This window comes from Glutamicibacter creatinolyticus (genome assembly GCF_006094275.1).
GTDB classification, from domain to species: domain Bacteria; phylum Actinomycetota; class Actinomycetes; order Actinomycetales; family Micrococcaceae; genus Glutamicibacter; species Glutamicibacter creatinolyticus.
In genome coordinates this window covers 848594-865983 of the sequence record NZ_CP034412.1, presented here as the reverse complement: position 1 = coordinate 865983, position 17390 = coordinate 848594, and the positions used below count along the sequence as shown (strand labels likewise).

Below are 17390 nucleotides of genomic sequence, written 5' to 3'. Positions count from 1 at the left end.
TTGCGGTGCTAGTCGATCGAGGCCATCAGTTCCACGACGCGGTCCAGGAACGCGTCCACCTGGGACTCCTCGTACCCTTCGGTGCCGATCGCGGTGCGGAACTCGACGCGGCGCACCGAGTCCACGCTCATCGGCACGTCCTTTTCGAAGTACTCGATGAGCTGGTCGCACAACCGGTCAACGTCCTCGACGTTGTAGCTGGCGGCGTTGGAGCGCGAGGGGCGGCGGAAGCGTTCCCCGTGGGAGCGGTGCAGGCGGCCACGCAGGATGGCGGCCAACCGGCCCACCTGCTGCAGCCAGACCTCCTCGCCCTGGTGGGCGATCAGGTCATCGCGTTCCCGCTTGGCAAACACGTCCTCCAGGCGGTCCAGTGCCCCGTCGACCTCGCGGGCGTTGTAGCCGCCCTTCTGCGGGGCGAAGGTGGTGCGGCGCACCAGGTGGCTGGTCACCAGGGTCTCATCGGACCCCTCGCCGTTGAAGGTCTCCCGCGCCCGGTCCAGGAAAGCGTCTACCTGCTTCATGTTGTACCCGAACTCCTGCTCGGAGACCCGGGAAAACGGGGTATCTGCTTGCTGCGACACGTTTCATCCTTCGTCGTACTGGCTCGCGCCCTGGTTCGTGGCCTGGTCGTACCGCGCACGGTACCGGCAATATTCTATGCGTTCGAGTTGCCCCGCGGGCCGGGGCACACCGTCGCGGGTCCTAGGAGTAGGTGGTCACCCAATCGATGAGGTGGGAGGCGAGATAGGTCAGCGGAACGGAGAAGAGCACCGAGTCCAGCCGGTCCATCACCCCGCCGTGGCCGGGCAGCAGGTTGCTCATGTCCTTGATGCCCAGTTCGCGCTTCACCATCGATTCGGACAGGTCCCCGGTGGTGGCGGCCACCACGATGAACACCGCCAGGATCAGCCCGGTCCACCACGGCATCTGCAGCAGGTACTGGGCGCACAGGGCACCGATCACCATGGCGCCGAGCATGGACCCGGCGAAGCCCTCCCAGGACTTCTTCGGCGAAACCTTCGGGGCCATCGGGTGCCGGCCCAGCAGCACCCCGACAATGTAGCCGAACGTGTCATTGGCGACCACCAGCAGCAGCATCGAGGCGATCAGCCACCGGCCCTTCTCATCGGCCAGCAGCAGGACGGCGAAGCTCAAAAGCAGCGGCACCCAGCTGATGATGAAGACCGAGGCCATGATCGAGGCACTGGCGCCCTTCAGGCCCTCCATGATCCTGAACAGCACCGCCAGCAGCAGTGAGCCCAGGTAAGCGAAGCCCAGGGCCTGCAGCCCCCCGAAGTAGGCGGCCGCCGGCAGCAGGGCGCAGGCCAGCAGCACCGGGGTCAGCGGGACGGCGGTGCGCACGTGGCTGGTGGCCCGGGCAACTTCCCAGCTGCCCAGCCCGGCCAGGACAACCACCATGGCCAGCAGCGCCAGCGGGAACCAGAACAGTCCCACCAGGACCGCGCCCAGCAGCACCAGGCCCACCGCGATGGCGGCGGGCAGGTCGCGTCCGGCCTTGGATTTGCTGGCTGCCGCCGCCTGTTCGGCGGCGCGCAGCTCACGCCGCGTGCGCGGCGCACGAGGGCCCGAGTCGGTTGGCGGAACCTGCGCTGCGGTGCCGCCGACCGGGTCTGGCTGGTCTGGCATTAGACGTCCAGCAGCTCTGCTTCTTTGCGCTTGAGCAAATCGTCGATGGCCTCGGTGTGCTTCTTGGTCAGCGCGTCGAGGTCCTTTTCACCGCGGTTACCGTCGTCCTCACCGACTTCGCCGTCCTTGACCATCTTGTCGATGGCTTCCTTGGCCTTGCGACGGTGGTTGCGGATACCGACCTTGGAGTCCTCACCCTTGGTGCGGGCCAGCTTCACGTATTCCTTGCGGCGTTCCTCGGTGAGCACCGGCAGCACCACGCGGATGGTCTTGCCGTCGTTGGACGGGTTGGCCCCGACCTCCGAGTCGCCCAGCGCCTTTTCAATCTCGCGCAGCGCGGAGACGTCGTAGGGGGTGATCATGATGGTACGCGCATCGGGCACCGCGAAGGATGCCAGCTGCTGCAGCGGGGTGGGCGAACCGTAGTAGTCGACCATCACCTTGGAATACATTCCGGGGTGGGCACGCCCGGTGCGGATGTTCGCGAAGTCTTCCTTGGCGGCCTCGATGGTGCGTTCCATTTTCTCGGCGGCTTCCGCCAGAGTTTCCTCAATCACCGGTACTCCTTCAGGGTCCTTTGGCTGGACCAAAACCCGGTTTCACATCGGTGCCACCGGGCTTTGGCAATTCAAACTAGTTCAATCCTATGCCACGATGGGCTACGGCGTGACCGTGGTGCCGATCCGTTCGCCGCGGATCGCGGCCGCGACGTTGCCTTCGCCTTCCATGCCGAAGACCAGCATGTTCAGGTTGTTGTCCTGGCACATGGTCATCGCGGTCTGGTCCATCACTCGGATGTTGCGCACCAGCGCGTCGTTGTAGGTCAGGGTCTGCAGCTTCTGGGCGGTCGGGTCCTTCTTCGGGTCCGCGGTGTACACCCCGTCAACGCCGCTCTTGGCCATCAGCACCTCGTCGGCGTCCACTTCCAGGGCGCGCTGGGCGGCGACGGTGTCGGTGGAGAAATAGGGCAGCCCGGCCCCGGCACCGAAGATCACCACACGGTCCTTCTGCATGTGGCGGATGGCGCGGCGCGGAATGTAGTTCTCCGCCACCTGGGCCATGGAGATGGCCGACTGCACGCGGGTTTCCACCCCGCACTGCTCCAAGAAGTCCTGCAGCGCCAGGCAGTTCATCACGGTGCCCAGCATTCCCATGTAGTCCGCGCGGGAGCGGTCCATGCCGGCGGCCGAGAGTTCGGCGCCGCGGAAGAAGTTGCCGCCGCCGACCACGATCGCGGTTTCAACCTCGCCCACGGTCTGGGCGATCTGCTCGGCCACGCCGCGCACGGTGGTCGGGTCCACGCCGACATTGCCGCCGCCGAACACCTCCCCGGACAGCTTGAGAAGGACGCGGCGACGCTTGGGGGTATCGGTAGGGACCATCAGTTTTGCTCCTGGAGGATGGTAGTGCTTGCGGCTGGTCGATGTGTCCCCGCTACGAGGCGCGGGCCCGGATGCCGGGCGGGCGTCCCGTCGTCGGGGCAGGGGGTCTGGGGTGGCCGGTGCGGCCGGTATGGATGGAGTCCGGGCGTGGGAAAGGGGAGGCGAGTCACCGAGTATGCTCGGTGCTCACCTCCCCTCCTGATTCCCGCCGCCCGTGCCGGGCGGCTATGCTAGCTGCGGATCGCTGCCCGTGTTAGGCGCCGACGCGGAAGCGTGCGAACGCGACCGGCTTGGTGCCGGCCTCTTCGAAGATCTGGCCGACGGACTTCTTGGCGTCCTTGGCGAAGGCCTGGTCCACCAGCACGATTTCCTTGAAGAAACCGGTCAGGCGGCCTTCCACGATCTTTTCCAGGGCCTTCTCCGGCTTGCCCTCGGCACGCGCGGTCTCATCGGCGATGCGGCGCTCGTCCTGGACGCGCTCGGCCGGAACCTCGTCGCGGCTCAGGTAGGTCGGGGCCATCGCTGCGGTGTGCACGGCCACGTCGTGGGCGGCGGTGGCGGCAGCCTCGGAGTCCGAGTCAACGGCCAGCAGCACGCCAACCTGGGCCGGCAGGTCCTTGCTGGTCTTGTGCAGGTAGGCGGCAACCTTGGTGCCCTCGACGCGGGCCACACGGCGCACGACGACCTTCTCGCCCAGCACGGCGCCCTCTTCAACAACAACGTCGCCCACGGTCTTGCCATCCAGCTCGTAAGCCAGCAGGGCATCCACATCGGCGGCGCCGGAAGCCACGGCGGCATCCAGAACCTTGTTGGCCAGCTCGATGAACTTGTCGTTCTTGGCCACGAAGTCGGTCTCGCAGTTGATCTCGATCATGACACCGGCGTTGCCCTCGACCTTGGCGGCCACCAGGCCCTCAGCGGTCGAACGGCCTTCGCGCTTGGTGGCGCCCTTCAGGCCCTTGATGCGGATGATCTCGATGGCCTTCTCGGCGTCACCGTTGGCCTCGTCCAGGGCCTTCTTCACGTCCATCATGCCGGCGCCGGTGCGCTCGCGCAGTGCCTTGATATCAGCAGCGGTGTAGTTTGCCACGTGCGTTCCCCATTCACTAGGAGGTTTCAAGTTATTTCGCTCGTGGGACGGGTCGGTGTCCCGGCCCGTCCCACGAGAGGGTCTGGAGTTACGCCCTTGATCTCAACGTAGCATCAACGGACAAACTCCATGAGTCATTCAGGTGACTACTCGGCGGCTGGCTTTTCAGCAGCTTCCTCGGTAGCGGTCTCGGCCTTGGGGGCCTCTTCCTTCGAAGCCTCTTCCTTGGCACCGGCTTCGAGCAGCTCGCGCTCCCACTCGGCCATCGGCTCTGCGGCACCCTCGGCCTTGCCGGCAGCCTTGTTGTTGCGGGCGATCAGGCCATCGGCAACAGCGTCGGCGACAACGCGGGTGAGCAGGTTGACGGAGCGGATGGCGTCGTCGTTGCCCGGGATCGGGTAGGTGACTTCGTCCGGATCGCAGTTGGTGTCCAGGATGGCAACCACCGGGATGCCCAGCTTCTGGGCTTCGTCGATGGCCAGGTGTTCCTTCTTGGTGTCAACGATCCAGATTGCCGACGGAGTGCGGTTCAGGTTGCGGATACCACCAAGGTTGTTCTGCAGCTTGGTCAGCTCGCGCTTGAGCAGCAGCAGTTCCTTCTTGGTGTGGCCCGAACCGGCAACATCCTCAAAGTTGATCTCTTCCAGTTCCTTCATGCGCTGCACGCGCTTGGAAACGGTCGAGAAGTTGGTCAGCATGCCGCCCAGCCAGCGGTGGTTCACGTAAGGCTGGTTGACGCGGGTGGCCTGCTCGGCAATGGCTTCCTGAGCCTGCTTCTTGGTGCCGACAAACAGGATCGAGCCGCCGTGGGCGACGGTCTGCTTGACGAAGTCGTAGGCGCGGTCGATGAACGACAGCGACTGCTGCAGGTCGATGATGTAGATGCCGTTGCGCTCGGTCAGGATGAAACGCTTCATCTTCGGGTTCCAGCGACGGGTCTGGTGGCCGAAGTGGACGCCGCTGTTCAGCAGCTCTCGCATGGTTACGACTGGCATGTCGCAACTCCTTCCGGCAGTAGCGGACCGGCCGGTTTTCGACCGCGGTAACTGCCCTAGTTGTTTGGGTTTTCCGCGCAAGGCCCTGGTGGCCATACGCCCTAGTGCTACGTTCACGCCTGCACGCGGCAGGCGGGCTGACCCCACCGATTGCTCGGACCTCTGGGGCCTAGACACAAAATGAATCGTGAAACGTGGCACGCGAAGTCAATTCCGCATCCGCGACCGGTGTTTTGGGCACACCTGTCGCACGAAACTGCAGTTCCAAGTGTACTACACGGCTCCACGCGCTCCAGTGCCCAGGGGCCGGTGGATCCAGTGACACCGGTTACCCACATTGCGTCGCCGCCATCGCCCGGGCCGGGGTACGCGGCTCCACGGTGGAGGCATGAAAAAGTTTCGCAGATTCCGGTCCCTGGCCGTCCTTCCGCTCTTGGCGGTGTTGCTGGCCCTCTCCCCCCTCCCGCCCACGGTGCCCTCCGGCACGGCGGGCGAATTCGATCAGCCATGGCACTGGCCGCTGTCCGGGGATGTGCAGGTGCTGCGTGAATTTGATGGTCCGGCGCAGACCTGGTTGCCCGGCCACCGCGGGGTCGATCTAAAGGCGGCGGCCGGCATCAGCGTGCTCGCCCCGCAGGGCGGGGTGGTGTCCTATCGCGGGTTCATCGTGGACCGGCCGGTCATCGTCCTCGATCACGGGCAGGGTTTCAAATCCAGTTTTGAGCCGGTGACCTCATCCTTGCGGGTCGGAGATGCGGTGCGGGAACGGGAAGTCATCGGTGAGGTGGCCTCCGGCGCCCACTGCGATGGCCGGTGCCTGCATTGGGGTGTGCGGCTGAATGGCGAGTACATTGACCCGGCGTTGTTGATCGAAGACTTGCGCCCCTCGATCCTGCTTCCCCTGCACTGATGCAGCTGTTCCGGTGCCGCTGCTGCCAACGAATCCCCTGCCCGGCTCAGGAGGAGTTCGGCTGCACCGGTTCGGCTCAGGGCAGTTGGATGCTTTGGCGCGCCAGCCGCTTCCGATACTGCTTCTTCATGCCCCTGGCCGGATACATCGGTTCAGGCCAACGGGGCTGCAGGGTGTCGCCCAGGGTGATGCCGCGCATCCGCCGGCCGAACATGGGCAGCACCCATTGGCGCAGCCACTCAACATCGCGCTGCGTGGCCTGCAACAGACCCATCCGTTCGGGGGTGTCGAATGGCACGAAGGAGAGCCGGTGGTTTTCACCCAGGATCTCCAGGATGCGAATCGCCATATAGCGGTGCCCGGCTCGGTTCATGTGCAACTTGTCGGTGTCCCACATCCGCCGATCCCGGTAGGCGTTCCACGTCCAGTAGTCCACGAGCGTCACGGTCGAAGGATACTGTTCGGCCAGTTCACGCACCCGCTCGTTGAACTTCCAGTTGCGTCGCTTCAACGGGGCCAGCAGCGGATGGACCGGGATGTCAAAACCGGTGAAGAGCAGAACCTGGGCGCCGGAGCCGGCAAGCCGGTGCACGGCCTGGGTGTAGCAGTGGAGCAGCTGCGCCATGTCCTTGCGCAGCTCCATGATGTCGTTGCCGCCGGCGTAGAAGCTGATGACGTCCGGCTTCATGGCCAGCGCCGGTTCAACCTGTTCGCAGACGATGCGTTCCAGCCGGCGGCTGCGGATCGCCAGATTGGCGTAACGCCACTGCGGATCCTGTTTGGACAGCTGCTTCGCGACCCGATCGGCCCAGCCTCGCACTCCATTGGGAAATCTCGGATCCCAGTCCCCCACGCCCTCGGTAAAGGAATCACCAATCGCAACAAAAAGCCGGCCCATGAAGATTCAGGCTAGGCAGGCAACGTGACGGGCAGGCAACGAACGCTCGAACAATCAGTGTCGCGACGTGGGTGCGCCACGGCCTTGCCCTGTCGCTCAACCCTGCCAGGGGCAGCGCCTGAGAATGCGAAACACCGGATGACTGTCTTCACAGCGCATCCGGTGTTCTATTCGTAGGGCGTGCCGGACTTGAACCGGCGACCAAGGGATTATGAGTCCCCTGCTCTAACCAACTGAGCTAACGCCCCACATGAGCTGCAAACCATCCAGGGGGTTGAGCACACTCGAAATATTCTAGAGCATAACCATCCGGTTCCTGGAACTGGGTGTCACGCGATTTTAGTCCCACACCTGTTCCGAGCCGTCGAGCATGCGGCGGTAGATGCCCTCGAAGGCGTCCATTGTGTTCTTCTGGGCGTGGTTCATGACCTTGCGGTGCCCGGCCCTGCCCATCCGCTCGCGCTCCGTCTCATCCAGTGACAGGATGCGATCCAGCTTTTCGGCCAGGTCCTTGCGGTCACCGGGCTGGAACATGTAGCCGTTGATCCCTTCATCCACCAAATGCGGCAGCGCCAACGCGTTGGCCAGGACCACGGGCTTGGAGGCCGAAAGCGCCTCCAAGGTGACCAGGGACTGCAGTTCGGCGGTGCCCGGCTGGCAGAATAGGTCACAGCGCAGGTAGGCCTCGCGCAATTCCTCGTCGCTGATGTGCCCGAAGAACTTGACCCGGTCCGCCACGCCCTGTTCCTTGGCCACCTGTTCAAGCTTGCTGCGCTGTTCGCCGCCGCCAACGATCTCCAGTACGGCGTTGGGCACCTGCCTCATCAGCGGCAGTGCCTCGATCAGTTCGTTGACGTTCTTCTCCACGGCCAGGCGCCCGACGAACAGGATGGTGGGTTGTTCATTGCGCAGCACGCTCTCACCTTCGGTGAGCTCGTAGTTGCCCACCTCAATGCCATTGGACAGCGGGCGCACCCGGGTCAGGCCGGCGCGTTCGCGCATCGCCTTGGCCGCCAAGGGGGTGGGGGTGGTGATCACCTCGGCGCGGTTGAAGACCCTGCCCATGTCCCACCAGGAGTAGCGGAAGTACAGGTTGTTGAACCACTGCGGGAAGGGCAGGAACGGGTTCAGGTTCTCCGGCATCAGGTGATTGGTCGCCACGGTGCGGATATTCTTGCTGCGCCCGTAGGACAGCGCAGCCCGGCCGATCATGTAGTGGCTTTGGGCATGAATCGCATCGGGCCCGATCTCCCGCAGCAGCCGCTGGATCTGCTTGTTGACCTCCCACGGGTAGGTGATGCGGAAGTAGTCGTGGGTGGGCACGGCGTGGGATTCGAGCCGGTGCACGATCGCCTCGGGACGCACCTCGGTGTAGGTTTTTCCCTTGTTTCCCCGGCTGGCCAGCACATGGACCCGATGACCGCGCGAATGCATCGCGGTGGCCAACCGGTAGCAGAACGTCGCCGCGCCATTGACATCCGGCGGGTAGGTGTCGGCGGCAATGACGATGGTCAACGGTTTTTCCTCGGCCACGCAGTCTTCCTTGCTTGTAGGCGTGTGGTCAGTTATCAGTTCAGTTGTCGGCGTCGTCACGCTTGTCCATTCCCCCGGCGGCAGCCTTCTTGGCGCGTTGTTCAATCACATCTGGATGGTGCTTTGACAGGGCCACCACCCCGACGATGGCCAGCAGGCCGGCGATGCCCATCACCACGCCGATGACTCCTGGCACATCCGGGCGCAGTTCGTTCAGGATCGAGATGCCGATGGCGATGCCGATGATCGGGTCGATCACGGTCAACCCCGCAATCACCAAGTCCGGCGGGCCCTTGGAATAGGCGTTCTGCACGAAGTAGGAGCCCAGCAGCCCGGCGATCACCACGAATCCCAGGGCCAGCCAGGGCAGGTTCGCGAACTTGAACTCTTCCAGGTGCATCAGCGCGATGGCGATGGTGCGCACCAACACCGCCACGAACCCGAAGAGTACCCCTGCCCCGGCGATGTAGAAGAACGGCCCAAACTTGTGGCGTCCCAGGAAACCGAAGACGGCGAAGAAGACCACCAGTACGGAGAGGATCATCTCGATCAGCAGGGTCTGCTGCGGGGAGGCGTCGCTGTTGCGGGTGGTGACGTTGATGGCCAGCAGCACGAAGCCCACCGAACCGACCATGCAGCTGACGATTGCCAGCACCGTGGGCCGGTTCATCTTCAGGTTGTTTTCCTTCGCGTTGACCACCGCGGTGATCACCAGCGCGATGGCGCCGATGGGCTGGACAACGGTCAGCGGGGCGCTGGCCAGGGCGTAGACGTTCAGCACGGTGCCGGCACCCAGCAGCAGGGTACCCAATACCCAGCGTCGGTTGGCCAGCAGTGCCGGAATGTTGCCCCAGGAAAGGTTCAGCCCGCCGGTTTGCGTCCGCACCGCCCCGGATTGCCAGTGTGCGCCGAAGGCCAGGCATACAGCGCCACATAACGCGGCAGCTACAGCGGTCCAAACCATGGCCGTGCTATCTCCTCAGCTCGTGACCGGCAACGACGTCAACCCACTGGTGTCCGCCCGGTCTGGTCGCGAACATTCAGTTACTGGAGTGGACCTTGGTCGTCAGACCGGGCCGGCTGCCCCGCCCGGGGCAGCCGGCATCCGAAGCAGGCTAGGACTTACGCAGCAGCTTGCGCAGCACGCCGACGAGCGCCAGCGCACCGGCACCGATCAGCGCGAAGGGCTTGGCCTTCTCCATCCGCTCCTGGGTGGCGCGTTCCTGATCGGTCTGCACCCCCGTGGTGGAGGAGGGCAGTACGAAGCTGCGGGCCTTCGCCGCGGCGTCCGAGACAGTCGACCCCGCCTGGTCGGCCATGCGACGGGCGCGATCGACCTTAGCTTTTGGGCCGCGCATGCTCTCTTCGAGGTTGTCACGCAGCGCCTGGATCTGGCGGCGGCGGCGCTTGGTGCGCAGGATCAGTTCGTCGGCGCTCGGTGCCGGAGGCTTCGGTTCCTTGTCCTTGCCGTCCTTGTCGTGCTCGTCGTCCTTGGACTTCTTCTTGCACGGTTCATCCAGGCTCGACTCGTCGAACTCGCTGCCTTCCTTCAGCACGCCGATATCGTGGCGGATGCCTCGAATCGCAGCGTCCGGAGTCAGCGGCAGCGCCTTCTTGATCTTGCGGTAGCCCACCAAGCCCAGAATCAAAGCGACAAGCAGGAAGAACCCGGCAACAATCAGCGCGGCAGCCCATCCGGGCAACCAAATTGCCAACACGTTGACCAGGGTGACCACTACAGCGATCACAAACAGCAACAGCACAACCAGCGCGCCCACGGCAAGGCCGACAGCGACGCCCATGCGGATGCCCTTGTCTTTCAGGAGGGTGGTCGCCAGCTTCGCCTCATCGGACAGCTGCTGTGGGACCAGCTCCTTGAGCCCCTCTACCTGCTCCTTGGCATTCTTGATGCTGGTTTTCAGATTTCCGCCTACTCGCGTCGATCCTTCTTCAGACATGGTTTCTCCAGTTTTCTCGATCGCCAAGCGACCGGTGGTTCAAAACTAACACCCCGGCCGCTGATTCGGACTCAGCCTCAAGAGGTAAACCCACGGTATGAGAACCCCCAACTTGCGCTGTACGTATCATCGATTCGCCAGTCTATCGTCTAATGAACCCGCATTTCCGGCATTTACCAGCAGATTGGAGGGTTTGATCAATTCCCCGAACAGAATTCGGGTGTGAATCGGCGCTCGGCCGGGATGCGGGCCAACAGTCCCCTGGGCGGCATCGCGCGAGGATTCATTGCCTCTTCGCGGCTTGTTCACCGCTTCGTTTCCTAGCGCTGGATCCCCAGGATGTACTGTGCCTGGGAAACGTGGGCGAAGGCATCCAATGAAATGCTGAGCAGCCTGGCCCCACGGCTGACCGGCGGCTCCCAGCGCCGGTCCACAATCTGCGCCAGCTCACCGTCGCTAAGAACATTGAGGTAGTCCAGCTGGGCGTTGATCACGGCTTCGAGGTGCTCCATCAACAGGCGCGGATCCTCGACGATGACGCTGCGCGCCTGTTCGGGGCTGTGCCCGAAACCCATGTCATCCTCGGCGAGAGACAGGTCGAAGCGCTCTTGGTAGCCCTGCGCCGTCCACACCGGCTCCTTGCCGCTGAGCTGGGAAAGCTGAACATCGATTTCCCGTGCTGAATGCCACAGAAGCCACGCGATGGAGTTGTCGTGGCCGGGGTGCCAGTTCAGGTTCTCGGCGGTGAGCTGGTCTTCAATGGATTTTGCGGCTTCGAGCGGACGGTAGGCCAAGTCCTTGAGGACTTCAACGGAGTTCATGTCATCTCCCCTTTTCGTGGTGTATGCCCATCGTAGGAGCGATCCCCGCGCCGAAGATAGGCCTTTGAGCTCACGTTTTGCTGCGGCTTAGGATGATCCGCCTCCGGCCTGGGCCCCAAAAGCCCGCCGGGCAGGAGGTAGATCAGGGGGAAATGACAAAGGCCCTGATCCGTAAAACACGGATCAGGGCCTTTCAAAGCTCCTCCAGTTGGACTTGAACCAACAACCCTTCGATTAACAGTCGAATGCTCTGCCTATTGAGCTATGGAGGATCGCAACGTGTAATATCTTAGCACTGGCCAAGACCCGTTTCCAAATCCAGCAATGGAGCGTCACCGACATTGTTTCTCGGCCCGGTCGACCGTTATGAAAGCCCGAAAAACCAGGCAGTGGTCTTATTTCCGCTTCCGGTATTCAGTGATCGCTAACTGGGCCAGATCGATCAGTTGTTCGGCAGATTCGTCCCATGAGTAATCGGCGGCCCGTTCGAGGGATCGCTGCGAATATTCCTTCCACACTTCCCAGTCATCTAGACGCTGGATCTGCCGGGCAAATCCCGGGGCGTCATCCGGATCCACGTAGAGTGCCGCTTCCTGCGCGACTTCCCTAAAGATCGGCATGTTCGTCACCACAACCGGAGTCCCAACGCTCATCGCCTCCACCAGCGGCAAACCGTAGCCTTCCTCCCGGGACAGAGTGACCAGGGCCGTGCATTGGGCCAACAGTTCCTGATACGCCTCTTCACTGACCCCGTCATGGAAGATCACCGTTGCGCTCGCGGGAATCAACGCCTCCAGTTCGCTGCGCCGCGCAGCGCTGATTGGACTGAGCAGATGCAAGCTGTGCTCCGGCAAGCAGGCCATCGCCCTAATCAGGGTCTCCACGTTCTTGTATTCCATGAACGAGCCCATATACAGCAGGGACTTTTCCGGCTTCACATCCTGGGCTCGCGGAGCCGCCTGGCCGGTGGGCGCATTAGACACCAGCCCAATGTGCTTCCTGGTCAACCGATGGCGTTTCATCAGCCCGGCAGTGGTGTTGGAGACCGTGGCAACCGCATCCGCCCGATTGAGCAGCAGCCGCTGTGGCCAATACACCTGATGGAACAGAAACCAGCCCACCCGGATGGGAGCCGGCAGAAACTTGGGCGCCCTCGGGTGCGCATAGTAAATCAGGTCATGCAGGGTGAGGATCACCGGGAACTTGCGACCCAGCGTTCCCATCGTCTGCATGGGTGAAAACACGACGTCCGGACGCAGTTTGTTGACCTGCAACGCCACCAGTGGTTCCAGGGGCGAGGTGGGAGAAGTGACCTTCAGGTAGGGAACGTCGGGCAACATCGATAATTGGCGCAGATCGCTGACGAGCATGGTGACATCCGCCCGCTTGCTCACGGCCTCAATCAAACCTGCCGTATACCGGCTGATGCCATCATGGTGATTGATACGGGTATAGCGGGCATCGATGACGAGTTTCACTCTTCGGGTCGCCTTACGTTCGCTGGTCTCAACCCTCTCCACATTAGTGGCTGATCCGGACCGTTACCTGTTGCGCCACCGCTCTTTCCTGGACACTGTCTGCGCAACGAGTAGGGGTTTTATCCAGTCCGGTGGATGACCTGCTGGTAATCTCCAAAGGACCGGCGGCTTGGCTGAAGAAGACTGTAACGAGGCGGAAGGAAGGAGGCAGGAAAATGACTGAACAATTGGCCCGTTCGCAGCGATTCCTGCTTTCCTCCAACTCCGCGGATGCGGCAGGGCGGGCTGCGGCCGACTTCATTATCGACCTGGTCTTGGTAACGACGCTGGGGGCCAGCGCCTTTCAGATCGGCGTGCTCAACGCGCTTGGATCGGTGGCGTTTGTTGTGGCAGCGATCCCGGTGGGACATCTGGTGGACCGGCACGGCGCCCTGCGCTGGTTGCGCGTGGGGTTGGCCGGAAAGCTTGCCCTGCTCCTGGTCTTGACCCTGCTGCTGGCCACCAACCAATTGACCGTGCCCGCCGTCCTGCTGCTGGTCACGGTCATGGGACTGGGCACCCTGGTGGTTGAAACCGCGCAGATCTCGGCGGTGCCCGGGCTCAATGATCCGACGAAGTCGACGAGCGGAATCACCAGGCTCGTCGCCCGGCTTACCGCCGCGGACCAGGCCCTGAGCATCATCATTCCCGCATTCTTTGGACTGCTGATCAGCCAGCTGGGATCCAGCACGCTGATGGCCCTGGCTGCCGGCCTGGGTTCCGCCGCGCTTCTGCTGGCCCAGCCCATCCGCAACCATAGTTCGGCCTCCGGCGCCTCGATTAAATCGCCCCGCCCGCAGCCCCAGGGCAATTGGCGCAGCGGACTGACACTGCTGTTTGCTGATCGGCGACTGCTGGCGGTCACGGCCCTGGTGACCTTGTGCAATGCGGGCTTGGCGGTGGGTGCGGCTGTTGAGTCAATCCTGATCCTGCGCCATCTTCGGCTGGGACCGCAGTGGTTTGGCGTGATTACCGCGTTCGGGGCCGTGGGCGGCTTGCTGGGCGCGGCTTTTTCGGAGCGGATAGTGCAGCGCGTGGCGCTGCCTCGCTTGACGGTGCTGACCGGATTCTTCCAGCTCCTGCTCGCAGGGCTGGTGTTCACCTCTTATTTCACGGTGCCTTACGTGTCCCTGGCGTTGCTGCTGACCCAGTCTCTGCTGTGGGGCGTGGTACTGGTCATCTTCAACATTGCCAGCATGTCGTGGGTGACGACGATCGTTGACCCGGCGTTCGTGGGCAGGGTCAGCAGCGCCCGGCGCCTGTTCACCTTCGGTGCGGTGCCAGTCGGCTCCCTGGCGGGTGGCGCAATTGGCTCAACCGTGGGAATCTGGGCGTCCTTGCTGTCCTGGTGTCTGTTGTGCGCCGTGGGCACTTTGAGTTTTCTCCTGCTGCGGAGAGGGTCCTTGCGCACTCCCCCCGCTGAGCTCTGACACCGAATCCAACAGGCCGCAGTGCCCTCGTTGAGACCCTGGGCATCAATGGCTTCGCAGTCGCGGCAGAGCCGTGGGAGCTTCACATTACGGTCTTCATGCCGTTGGTGACGGGCATCATAAATCACTGCATTCTTCCTTGGTGTAAATATCAGAAAACTCCGAGACGATTTCGAGTTGATCTGCACCGAATTTGCAATACGTTACCTAGCTGTGATGTTAATAAGTTCCCGTTAGGCAAGCCTGACCAAACATCATGTAATCAACTTGAGGACTACGCCATGGGCACCTCCCTTCAGACTCTGCGGCCACAACGGCGGCAACCGACCACGCCCGAGGACACGCTGCTGTGCGGCGCCACCGCGACGCGATTCCGAGAGGAAACCGAAGACGCGCTTCATCGGGCCACACGCCAACTGCAACAGGCCAATTCCCCCACCACCGGTCCCTCCCCCACCGACTTGGCACCACGCATCGAGGCCGTTGACCTGGAAACACCGCTGGGTTCCAGCGCTGAGGTCTTTTCCGAACTGGAGGAGCTGTACCTGCGTGATGCCGTGTACTTCCACCACCCGAAGTACGCCGCGCATTTGAACTGCCCCGTGCTCATCCCGTCGGTGGCCGCAGAGGCGTTCGTCAGCACCCTGAACACGTCTATGGACACCTTCGACCAGAGCGCCGGCGCAACCCTGATCGAACAACGCCTGGTGCAGTGGAGCGCCGGGCTCATCGGATTTGCTGTCTCACGGGCGGACGGCATCTTTACTTCCGGCGGCACCCAGTCCAACGTCCAGGCGATGCTGATTGCGCGGAATCGGGCAGTGGCCCGTCTGGACGGCCCGTTGCCGCACCGGCTTTCGCAATTGCGCATCTACACCTCCGCCGACGCCCACTTCAGCATCGCGAATGCCGCCATGCTGCTGGGCCTGGGACAGGACGCGGTGCGCAGCATCCCCACCGATGCCCGCCACCGCATGGACAGTGTGTCTCTGTGCGAGCAGATTGAGCGGGACGTGGCCGCCGGACTGCTGCCGATGTCGATATCCGCCACCGCTGGCACCACTGACTTCGGAGCCATCGACCCCCTCTCGGATCTGTCGGCCCTCGCCCGCCGGTTCGGGACCTGGCTGCACGTTGACGCGGCCTACGGCTGCGGTCTGCTGGTATCACCGCGCCACCGGCAATGGTTGGCGGGCATCGAGCAGGCCGACTCGGTCACACTGGACTTTCACAAGTCCTTCTTTCAGCCCATCGGCTCCAGTGCGCTGGTCCTTCGCGAGGGGACGGACTTTGACTCCATCAGGCACTACGCCGACTACCTCAACCCCCGGGCCGCCGCGGCGCAAACCCCGAACCAGGTCGACAAGTCGCTGCAGACCACCCGGCGGTTTGACGCGCTCAAGCTCTGGGTGGGGTTGCGCACGATCGGCGCGTCAGCCATCGGCACCATGTTCGACCGGGTCATTGAGCTGGCGGGCGAAGCGCAGGAGCTGATCGGGGTGCGCGCCGAGCTGCGCCTTGAAGCACCGGTGCAGCTGAGCACGGTGGTGTTTGGCTTCAACCACCCCACCGAGCCGCTGCCCCAACACCACGCGAACACGCTGAATGACGCGATCCGCCAGCGGCTGTACGAGCGGGGCCAGGCCATGGTCGCCGCCACCACCGTGCAAGGGCGTCGCCTGCTGAAGCTGACCCTGCTCAACCCCAACACCACGGTGCGGGACCTGGAGGAGATCCTCGACCTGATCTGCCAGGCCGGCTACGAGCTGCTCGCCGAGAACTTCGCGAAAGGACGCCCATGACCAAGCACACAGCCCAGAGCGCTTCCGGGACATCCCGCACTCCGGCAGAACACTTCGACGTCGTGGCCATCGGGGCCGGACCCTTTAACCTGGGGTTCGCGGCACTGGCCGAACCCCTGCAGGATCTGTCCCTGGCCGTGCTGGAGGCCGATGACTATTTTGCCTGGCACCCGGGAATGATGCTGGAGGGGGCGCACCTGCAGGTGCCCTTCATGGCGGACCTGGTCACCATGGCGGATCCGACCAGCCGGTATTCGTTCTTGAACTACCTAAAGCAGCACGGGCGGATCTACCCGTTCTATATCCGGGAGAACTTCTACGCGCTGCGCAACGAATACAGCAACTATTTGGCCTGGGCCGCCGAAGAGCTGCCCAGCGTGCGCTTTGGCCACCGCGTCATGCAGGCCAGCTACGCCAACGGCCGCTACCTCCTGCTGGTGCTCACCAATCGCGGCATGACCACGATCAGCGCCGACCGGCTGGTCATCGGCACCGGTTCCCAGCCCTACGTACCGCCGATCGCGAACGAGGCCGCCCAGGCGACCGGGCGGCTGGTGCACAGCAGCCGCTACGTGTTCTCCCGCCCGGAGCTGCTCAGCGCCGACGGCGAGCGCCCAAAGGTCGTCACGGTACTGGGCAGTGGTCAAAGCGCGGCAGAAATCTTCCTGGATTTGCTGCAGCACCTGCCGCAGGAGGACCACCTGGTTTGGGCCACCCGCTCAAACCGCTTCTTCCCGCTGGAGTACACCAAGCTCACCCTGGAGATGACCTCCCCGGAGTACATCGACCACTTCCACGCCCTGCCAATGCGCCGGCGCGATGAACTCTCCGCCCGGCACAAGGGACTGTACAAGGGCATCAACGCCGACCTGATCGATGAGATCCACGAGCAGCTCTACCAGCGCAGCGTGCACGGCCGTCCGCCGGTGCATCTGCGCACCGGTTGCACTGCCACCGCCATCGAGGCCGGATCCGGCACCGCCGAAGACGCACTGCAGGTGACTTTGCGCCACGAGGATGACCACCGTCAGCTGCGCTTTGGCACCGACCACCTGGTGCTGGCCACCGGCTACCGCACCGGGGCCCCGGACTTCCTCTCCGGCATCGACTCCCGGCTGCGCCGGCTGCCGGACGGGCGGCTGGATGTGGACCGCAACTATGCGGTGGGCGTGCACCAGGACATTTTCGTGCAGAACGCCGAACTGCATACCCATGGGTTCACCGCCCCGGACCTGGGCATGGGCGCATACCGCAACTCGGTGCTGCTGAACCGGATCACCGGACGCGAAGCCTACCCGGTGGAGCAGCGCATCGCGTTCCAGCGGTTTGGGGCCGCCGGGCTCGAAGGCCTGCCCACCGAACACCGGGAAGCATCCAACACCGTGCTGAAGGACTAGGAGACAGACG

16 protein-coding genes and 2 tRNA genes are annotated in these 17390 nt (G+C 63.5%); 4 read left to right on the top strand and 14 right to left on the bottom strand.

Annotated elements, in window-relative coordinates; translation table 11 throughout:
• Positions 1 to 8 precede the first annotated feature (8 nt).
• From GcLGCM259_RS03965 to rpsB, 6 genes are all read right to left on the bottom strand, one after another.
• Positions 9 to 581 (bottom strand): DivIVA domain-containing protein, encoded by a 573-nt coding sequence (locus GcLGCM259_RS03965; RefSeq protein ID WP_138173396.1) that lies wholly within the window; start codon positions 579 to 581, stop codon positions 9 to 11.
• Between the two features lie 121 nt (positions 582 to 702).
• Positions 703 to 1647, bottom strand: coding sequence for a phosphatidate cytidylyltransferase (locus GcLGCM259_RS03960; protein WP_138925838.1), 945 nt, complete (start codon positions 1645 to 1647; stop codon positions 703 to 705).
• Entirely contained in the window at positions 1647 to 2204 is a 558-nt protein-coding gene (gene frr / locus GcLGCM259_RS03955) for a ribosome recycling factor (protein WP_138173400.1), read from the bottom strand. Before frr ends, GcLGCM259_RS03960 begins: the two co-directional genes overlap by 1 nt.
• A 102-nt stretch (positions 2205 to 2306) precedes the next feature.
• The gene (pyrH, locus tag GcLGCM259_RS03950; protein WP_138173402.1) at positions 2307 to 3029 is read right to left on the bottom strand and encodes a UMP kinase; all 723 of its coding nucleotides are present in this window, start codon (positions 3027 to 3029) and stop codon (positions 2307 to 2309) included.
• Between the two features lie 253 nt (positions 3030 to 3282).
• Positions 3283 to 4119, bottom strand: a complete 837-nt coding sequence (tsf, locus tag GcLGCM259_RS03945; protein ID WP_138173404.1) for a translation elongation factor Ts — start codon at positions 4117 to 4119, stop codon at positions 3283 to 3285.
• 146 nt (positions 4120 to 4265) lie between these two features.
• The gene (gene rpsB / locus GcLGCM259_RS03940; RefSeq protein WP_138173406.1) at positions 4266 to 5114 is read right to left on the bottom strand and encodes a 30S ribosomal protein S2; all 849 of its coding nucleotides are present in this window, start codon (positions 5112 to 5114) and stop codon (positions 4266 to 4268) included.
• A gap of 388 nt (positions 5115 to 5502) precedes the next feature.
• Between rpsB and GcLGCM259_RS03935 the strand changes: the two genes are divergently transcribed.
• The gene (locus GcLGCM259_RS03935) at positions 5503 to 6024 is read left to right on the top strand and encodes a M23 family metallopeptidase (protein ID WP_138925837.1); all 522 of its coding nucleotides are present in this window, start codon (positions 5503 to 5505) and stop codon (positions 6022 to 6024) included.
• 76 nt (positions 6025 to 6100) lie between these two features.
• Here the strand turns inward: GcLGCM259_RS03935 and GcLGCM259_RS03930 are convergent, their stop codons facing one another.
• From GcLGCM259_RS03930 to GcLGCM259_RS03895, 8 genes are all read right to left on the bottom strand, one after another.
• Positions 6101 to 6922: an SGNH/GDSL hydrolase family protein gene (locus GcLGCM259_RS03930; protein ID WP_138925836.1), complete on the bottom strand. Its 822-nt coding sequence runs from the start codon at positions 6920 to 6922 to the stop codon at positions 6101 to 6103.
• Between the two features lie 174 nt (positions 6923 to 7096).
• A tRNA-Ile gene (locus tag GcLGCM259_RS03925) sits at positions 7097 to 7170 on the bottom strand.
• Between the two features lie 91 nt (positions 7171 to 7261).
• The gene (locus GcLGCM259_RS03920) at positions 7262 to 8455 is read right to left on the bottom strand and encodes a glycosyltransferase (RefSeq protein ID WP_138925835.1); all 1194 of its coding nucleotides are present in this window, start codon (positions 8453 to 8455) and stop codon (positions 7262 to 7264) included.
• Between the two features lie 40 nt (positions 8456 to 8495).
• Positions 8496 to 9419 carry a DMT family transporter gene (locus GcLGCM259_RS03915; protein ID WP_138925834.1) on the bottom strand — a complete coding sequence of 308 codons (924 nt, stop codon included), beginning with the start codon at positions 9417 to 9419 and terminating at the stop codon, positions 8496 to 8498.
• A 151-nt stretch (positions 9420 to 9570) separates the two neighbouring features.
• Positions 9571 to 10413 carry a phage holin family protein gene (locus GcLGCM259_RS03910; RefSeq protein WP_138925833.1) on the bottom strand — a complete coding sequence of 281 codons (843 nt, stop codon included), beginning with the start codon at positions 10411 to 10413 and terminating at the stop codon, positions 9571 to 9573.
• Positions 10414 to 10733: 320 nt separating this feature from the next.
• Positions 10734 to 11234, bottom strand: coding sequence for a mycothiol transferase (locus GcLGCM259_RS03905; protein ID WP_138925832.1), 501 nt, complete (start codon positions 11232 to 11234; stop codon positions 10734 to 10736).
• Between the two features lie 199 nt (positions 11235 to 11433).
• Positions 11434 to 11506 (bottom strand) — tRNA-Asn (locus tag GcLGCM259_RS03900).
• A 123-nt stretch (positions 11507 to 11629) separates the two neighbouring features.
• The gene (locus tag GcLGCM259_RS03895) at positions 11630 to 12712 is read right to left on the bottom strand and encodes a glycosyltransferase family 4 protein (protein WP_138925831.1); all 1083 of its coding nucleotides are present in this window, start codon (positions 12710 to 12712) and stop codon (positions 11630 to 11632) included.
• A 131-nt stretch (positions 12713 to 12843) separates the two neighbouring features.
• Between GcLGCM259_RS03895 and GcLGCM259_RS03890 the strand changes: the two genes are divergently transcribed.
• The 3 genes from GcLGCM259_RS03890 to GcLGCM259_RS03880 all read left to right on the top strand — a co-directional run bounded on the left by GcLGCM259_RS03890 (position 12844) and on the right by GcLGCM259_RS03880 (position 17380).
• Positions 12844 to 14181, top strand: a complete 1338-nt coding sequence (locus tag GcLGCM259_RS03890; RefSeq protein WP_138925830.1) for an MFS transporter — start codon at positions 12844 to 12846, stop codon at positions 14179 to 14181.
• A gap of 281 nt (positions 14182 to 14462) precedes the next feature.
• Positions 14463 to 15983, top strand: coding sequence for a pyridoxal phosphate-dependent decarboxylase family protein (locus GcLGCM259_RS03885; RefSeq protein ID WP_138925829.1), 1521 nt, complete (start codon positions 14463 to 14465; stop codon positions 15981 to 15983).
• Entirely contained in the window at positions 15980 to 17380 is a 1401-nt protein-coding gene (locus tag GcLGCM259_RS03880) for a lysine N(6)-hydroxylase/L-ornithine N(5)-oxygenase family protein (protein ID WP_138925828.1), read from the top strand. Before GcLGCM259_RS03885 ends, GcLGCM259_RS03880 begins: the two co-directional genes overlap by 4 nt.
• Positions 17381 to 17390: the final 10 nt, after the last annotated feature.

Excerpts from the sequence above, each read along its gene's own strand:
- GcLGCM259_RS03930 (WP_138925836.1), bottom strand. The coding sequence starts at position 6,922 with ATGGGCCGGCTTTTTGTTGCGATTGGTGATTCCTTTACCGAGGGCGTG.
- GcLGCM259_RS03935 (WP_138925837.1), top strand. The coding sequence starts at position 5,503 with ATGAAAAAGTTTCGCAGATTCCGGTCCCTGGCCGTCCTTCCGCTCTTG.
- GcLGCM259_RS03885 (WP_138925829.1), top strand. The coding sequence starts at position 14,463 with ATGGGCACCTCCCTTCAGACTCTGCGGCCACAACGGCGGCAACCGACC.
- GcLGCM259_RS03905 (WP_138925832.1), bottom strand. The coding sequence starts at position 11,234 with ATGAACTCCGTTGAAGTCCTCAAGGACTTGGCCTACCGTCCGCTCGAA.
- GcLGCM259_RS03915 (WP_138925834.1), bottom strand. The coding sequence starts at position 9,419 with ATGGTTTGGACCGCTGTAGCTGCCGCGTTATGTGGCGCTGTATGCCTG.
- GcLGCM259_RS03960 (WP_138925838.1), bottom strand. The coding sequence starts at position 1,647 with ATGCCAGACCAGCCAGACCCGGTCGGCGGCACCGCAGCGCAGGTTCCG.
- rpsB (WP_138173406.1), bottom strand. The coding sequence starts at position 5,114 with ATGCCAGTCGTAACCATGCGAGAGCTGCTGAACAGCGGCGTCCACTTC.
- pyrH (WP_138173402.1), bottom strand. The coding sequence starts at position 3,029 with ATGGTCCCTACCGATACCCCCAAGCGTCGCCGCGTCCTTCTCAAGCTG.
- GcLGCM259_RS03880 (WP_138925828.1), top strand. The coding sequence starts at position 15,980 with ATGACCAAGCACACAGCCCAGAGCGCTTCCGGGACATCCCGCACTCCG.
- GcLGCM259_RS03910 (WP_138925833.1), bottom strand. The coding sequence starts at position 10,413 with ATGTCTGAAGAAGGATCGACGCGAGTAGGCGGAAATCTGAAAACCAGC.